This is a genomic window from Luteibacter sp. P4_D7_3, assembly GCF_056401735.1.
In genome coordinates this window covers 1-4739 of sequence record NZ_JBFUIT010000303.1, presented here as the reverse complement: position 1 = coordinate 4739, position 4739 = coordinate 1, and the positions used below count along the sequence as shown (strand labels likewise).

3 protein-coding genes and 1 pseudogene are annotated in these 4739 nt (G+C 65.0%); 1 reads left to right on the top strand and 3 read right to left on the bottom strand.

The window, feature by feature from the left end:
- The coding region (locus AC1DSN_RS18555) for an oxidoreductase (protein WP_477332136.1) at positions 1-1788 on the top strand (1788 nt) is incomplete at its 5' end.
- Positions 1789-2312: 524 nt separating this feature from the next.
- Here the strand turns inward: AC1DSN_RS18555 and prpC are convergent.
- From prpC to AC1DSN_RS18540, 3 genes and pseudogenes are all read right to left on the bottom strand, one after another.
- The gene (prpC, locus tag AC1DSN_RS18550; protein WP_063573389.1) at positions 2313-3467 is read right to left on the bottom strand and encodes a bifunctional 2-methylcitrate synthase/citrate synthase; all 1155 of its coding nucleotides are present in this window, start codon (positions 3465-3467) and stop codon (positions 2313-2315) included.
- A 12-nt stretch (positions 3468-3479) separates the two neighbouring features.
- A complete protein-coding gene (gene prpB, locus AC1DSN_RS18545) occupies positions 3480-4367 on the bottom strand; it encodes a methylisocitrate lyase (protein ID WP_477298718.1) in 888 nt (295 codons plus the stop codon).
- A 143-nt stretch (positions 4368-4510) separates the two neighbouring features.
- Positions 4511-4739, bottom strand: a pseudogene (locus AC1DSN_RS18540) (hypothetical protein); the annotation flags it as partial.

Here is a 4739-nt window from a genome sequence, read left to right as displayed (position 1 = left end):
CCCTGGCACGTGGGCCGGCATCGCAAGGTCACGCGCGCCGTGCACGCCGAGGGCGGCAAGATCTGCATGCAGATCCTTCATGCAGGGCGCTATGCCTATCAGCCGTTCTCGGTGGCGCCGTCGAAGATCAAGTCGCCGATCACCCCGTTCACGCCACGCGCGCTTTCTTCCGGCGGCGTGGAGCGCAGCATCGACGCCTTCGTGCGCAGCGCGAAGCTCGCGCGCGACGCGGGCTACGACGGCGTCGAGGTGATGGGTTCGGAAGGCTACCTGATCAACCAGTTCCTCACCGCCCGGACTAATAAGCGCACGGACCGCTGGGGCGGCTCGGCCGAGAACCGCATGCGCTTCCCGATCGAGATCGTGCGTCGCACGCGCGAAGCCGTAGGCAAGGACTTCATCATCATCTATCGCCTGTCCATGCTGGACCTGGTGGACGATGCCCAGCCATGGGGCGACATCGTCACGTTGGGCAAGGCCATCGAGGCAGCCGGCGCGACGATCATCAACACCGGTATCGGCTGGCATGAGGCGCGCATCCCGACCATCGTCACCAGCGTGCCGCGCGGCGCCTTCAGCTGGGTGACACGGCGCATGAAGGGCGAAGTCGGCATCCCGCTCGTCACCACGAACCGCATCAACATGCCCGACGTGGCCGAACAGATCCTTGCCCATGGCGATGCCGACATGGTCTCCATGGCGCGCCCGTTGCTCGCGGATCCGGAGTGGGTCAACAAGGCGAAGGCAAGCCGGCCGGCGGCGATCAACACCTGCATCGCCTGCAACCAGGCCTGCCTCGACCACGTCTTCGAGAACCGTCGCGCATCGTGCCTGGTGAATCCGCGCGCCTGCCACGAAACCGAACTCACCATCACCCCAGCCCTCGCTAAAAAGCGCGTCGCCGTCGTGGGCGCCGGCCCCGCCGGACTCGCCGCCGCCACGACACTCGCCGAGCGTGGTCATGCCGTCGTGTTGTTCGACCGCGCCGCCGAAATCGGTGGCCAGTTCAACATGGCCAAGCGCATTCCGGGCAAGGAAGAATTCAGCGAGACCTTACGCTACTTCAGGCATCGCCTCGACGAGACCGGCGTGGAGTGCCGCCTCGGCACCGATGCCACCGTCGAAGTGCTCGCCGGCAATGGTTTCGACACCGTGATCCTTGCGACCGGCGTGCTTCCACGCCCGCTCGATCTCCCAGGTGCGGACCATGCAAAGGTGCTGTCCTATCTGGACGTTCTCCATGGCAACGCCGCGGTCGGCCACAAGGTCGCGATCATCGGTGCCGGCGGCATCGGTTTCGACGTGGCCGAATTCCTCAGTGAAGCGGCGCCCTCCCCCAGCACCGACATCGCGCGCTGGACAAAGGAATGGGGCGTCGACATGACCATGGCGACGCCGGGTGGCCTCATGCCCGCACGACCGGAAAAATCGGAACGGCAGATCTGGCTGCTTCAGCGCACGGCGGGACGCCCTGGCGCAAGGTTGAACAAGACCTCGGGCTGGGTCCATCGTGCGACGCTGAAGAACAAGAAGGTAGCGATGGTGGGCGGCGTGGCGTACGACCGCATCGACGACGCCGGCCTGCATGTCACCATTGACGGCGAGGCACAGGTGCTCGAGGTGGACAACGTCATCGTCTGCGCAGGACAGGAGCCGAACCGGCAGTTGCACGAAGCACTCGTGGCGCGCGGCGTGGATGTCAGGCTGGTAGGTGGTGCCGACGTCGCGGCGGAGCTGGATGCGAAGCGCGCGATCGATAAGGCGACGCGCCTGGCCGCCGCCTTGTAACGCGTTCGCTTGGAGGGGTGAGGCGCAGAGCCTTCGGTGCCCACCCTCGCTGCTCAGACACGTCCTCCGCGTTTCGTACCGGAAAGGCCGCTGCGCGGCCGTGTACTTATATGGCCTACGGCCGCTCCACTTGTGCGGAACTCGCCTCGAGGGTGGGCACCGAAGGCTCTTCCCATCCTTGAGGTTCGTGTGGGTCGAGCCGACGAAGCAACGCCGCTTCGGCTGCCGGCTCGTCGCCATCGTCAAGCGGTCAATCCCAGCGCCGGTCGCGATCATCCGCGCGCAGCGGCGCAGCGGCGCGGAAAGGTCTCACCAAGCCGGAATAGTCGTACCAGCACGACGACCGTGACGGTCCGCTTCGGCGGCCGGTCCCGCCCAACGGCTCTCCGTCCAGCTGACCGTATCGTCGTGAGAGACCTTGGTGTCCCCGCGAGACGCCCAAGTGTACGAAGCGACGGCGAAGCCGAGCCCGCGAAGCCGAAGGCGAGAACCAAAAAAAAGGCCCGCGTTAGCGGGCCCTTCTTTCAGCGCTTCTCGATCGGCACGTAAGCCTGGTCTTCCGGGCCCGTGTAATTCGCGCTGGGGCGGATGATCTTGCCGTCCTGACGCTGTTCGATCACGTGCGCGCTCCAGCCCGACGTACGCGCGATGACGAACAGCGGGGTGAACATCGCCGTCGGTACGCCCATCATGTGGTACGCCGAAGCCGAGTACCAGTCGAGGTTGGGGAACATCTTCTTCAGATCCCACATCAGCTTCTCGATCTTCTCCGACACTTCGAACAGGCGCGGATTGCCGCCATCGGTGCAGAGCTTGCGCGCGATTTCCTTGATGATTTCATTACGCGGATCGGACACGGTATACACCGGGTGACCGAAGCCGATGATGATTTCCTTGCGCTCCACGCGTGCACGGATGTCTGCCTCGGCTTCGGCGGCATTGCGGTAGCGCGCGATGATCTCCATCGCCACTTCGTTCGCGCCACCGTGCTTCGGGCCACGCAGCGCACCGATGGCGCCGGTGATCGCCGAGTACATATCCGAACCGGTACCGGCGATAACGCGGGCGGCGAACGTGCTGGCGTTGAACTCGTGCTCGGCATACAGCACCAGCGAACGGTCGAGCGCATGCGAATGCAGGTCGCTCGGCTTGCGGCCGTGCAGCAGGTGCAGGAAGTGCGCGGCGATCGACTCGTCTTCGGTCTCCGTTTCGATGCGCTTGCCGTTGTGGCTGAAGTGGTACCAGTACAGCAGCATCGAGCCGAAGCAGGCCATCAGCCGGTCGGCTATGTCGCGCGCACCGGTGATGTTGTGGTCGTCCTTCTCCGGCAACACGGTACCGAGTACCGACGCACCGGTGCGCATCACGTCCATCGGGTGCGTCGCTGCGGGCAGCAGCTCGAGTGCTGCCTTCACCGGTGCCGGCAGCCCGCGCAGGCGCTTCAGCTTGGCGCGATAGGCATTGAGCTCCATCCAGTTCGGCAGCACGCCGTGGACGAGCAGATACGCCACTTCTTCGAAGGAGCCCTTCGCGGCGAGGTCGTGGATGTCGTAGCCACGATAGTGCAGGTCGTTGCCGCTACGGCCGACCGTGCAGAGCGCGGTGTTTCCCGCCGCGACGCCGGAGAGGGCGACGGACTTCTTTGCCTTCGGCTGGGTAGTGGTGGTGGTGTCGGTCATGCGTGACTCTCCTTAACCCTTCTTGGAAAACAGAGCGTCGAGACGACGCTCGTAGTCGTGGTAGCCAATGCGGTCGTAAAGCTCTTCGCGCGTCTGCATCGTGTCGATGACGTTGCGCTGGTGACCGTCGCGGCGAATGGCGGTGTAGACGTTCTCAGCGGCCTTGTTCATGGCACGGAACGCGGAAAGCGGGTACAGCACGATGCCGACGCCCACGCTGCCGAGCTCTTCAGTACTGAACAGCGGGGTCTGGCCGAACTCGGTGATGTTGGCGAGCACGGGCACGTCGAGCGCATCGACGAAGCGCTTGTAGGTTGGCAGGTCGTAAGCTGCCTCAACGAAGACGGCGTCGGCGCCGGCTTCCGCACAGGCCACGGCACGCTCCAGGGCAGCCTCCACGCCGAGAACCGCGATGGCGTCGGTCCGCGCGATGAGGAAGAAGTCCGGGTCGGTCTTCGCATCGGCGGCGGCCTTGACGCGATCGGCCATTTCTTCCGTGGTGACGATTTCCTTGCCCGGACGGTGACCGCAGCGCTTGGCGCCGACCTGGTCTTCGATGTGGCAGGCGGCAGCGCCGAACTTGATCAGGCTTTTTACCGTGCGCGCGATGTTGAACGCGCTGGGACCGAAACCGGTGTCGATGTCGACCATGAGCGGCAGGTCGCACACATCGGTGATACGACGAACATCGGTGAGGACGTCGTCCAAGGTGTTGATGCCGAGGTCCGGCAGGCCGAGCGAGCCGGCAGCGACGCCGCCGCCAGAAAGGTAGATGGCACGGAAGCCCGCGCGCTTGGCCAGCAGGGCGTGATTGGCGTTGATCGCGCCGATCACCTGCAGCGGCTGTTCGGCCGCGAGTGCGGCGCGAAAGCGGCCGCCGGCCGAGGGAAGCTGTGCCATGGAACTCTCCACGTAAAGAATCCCATTTTAGCGCGAACCGGGGTCGGGGCTTTGTTGCGTCGCGGGAGAGCATCGCCGATGAATCGGCTCCCACAGAAATACAGGAGACCTCCACACGCTTCGTGTGGGAGCAACTGTCTTTTTTAGACAGCCGCCCCATGCCGCCATCCGGCCTGATCACGGACCATCGCATTGATGGCCGTGATCAGGCATCGCATGCAGGCAACGATGGCCACCTTGGCTACTTTTCCCCGCGCCCGCAGGGCGCGGTAACGCTCGCCCAGGGCTGTTCCTTTTGCTCTGACGGCGGCCCAGGCGGCCATGTATAACGCGCGCCGGACGATCCATCGGCCGGCGCGTACGCGCCTGGCA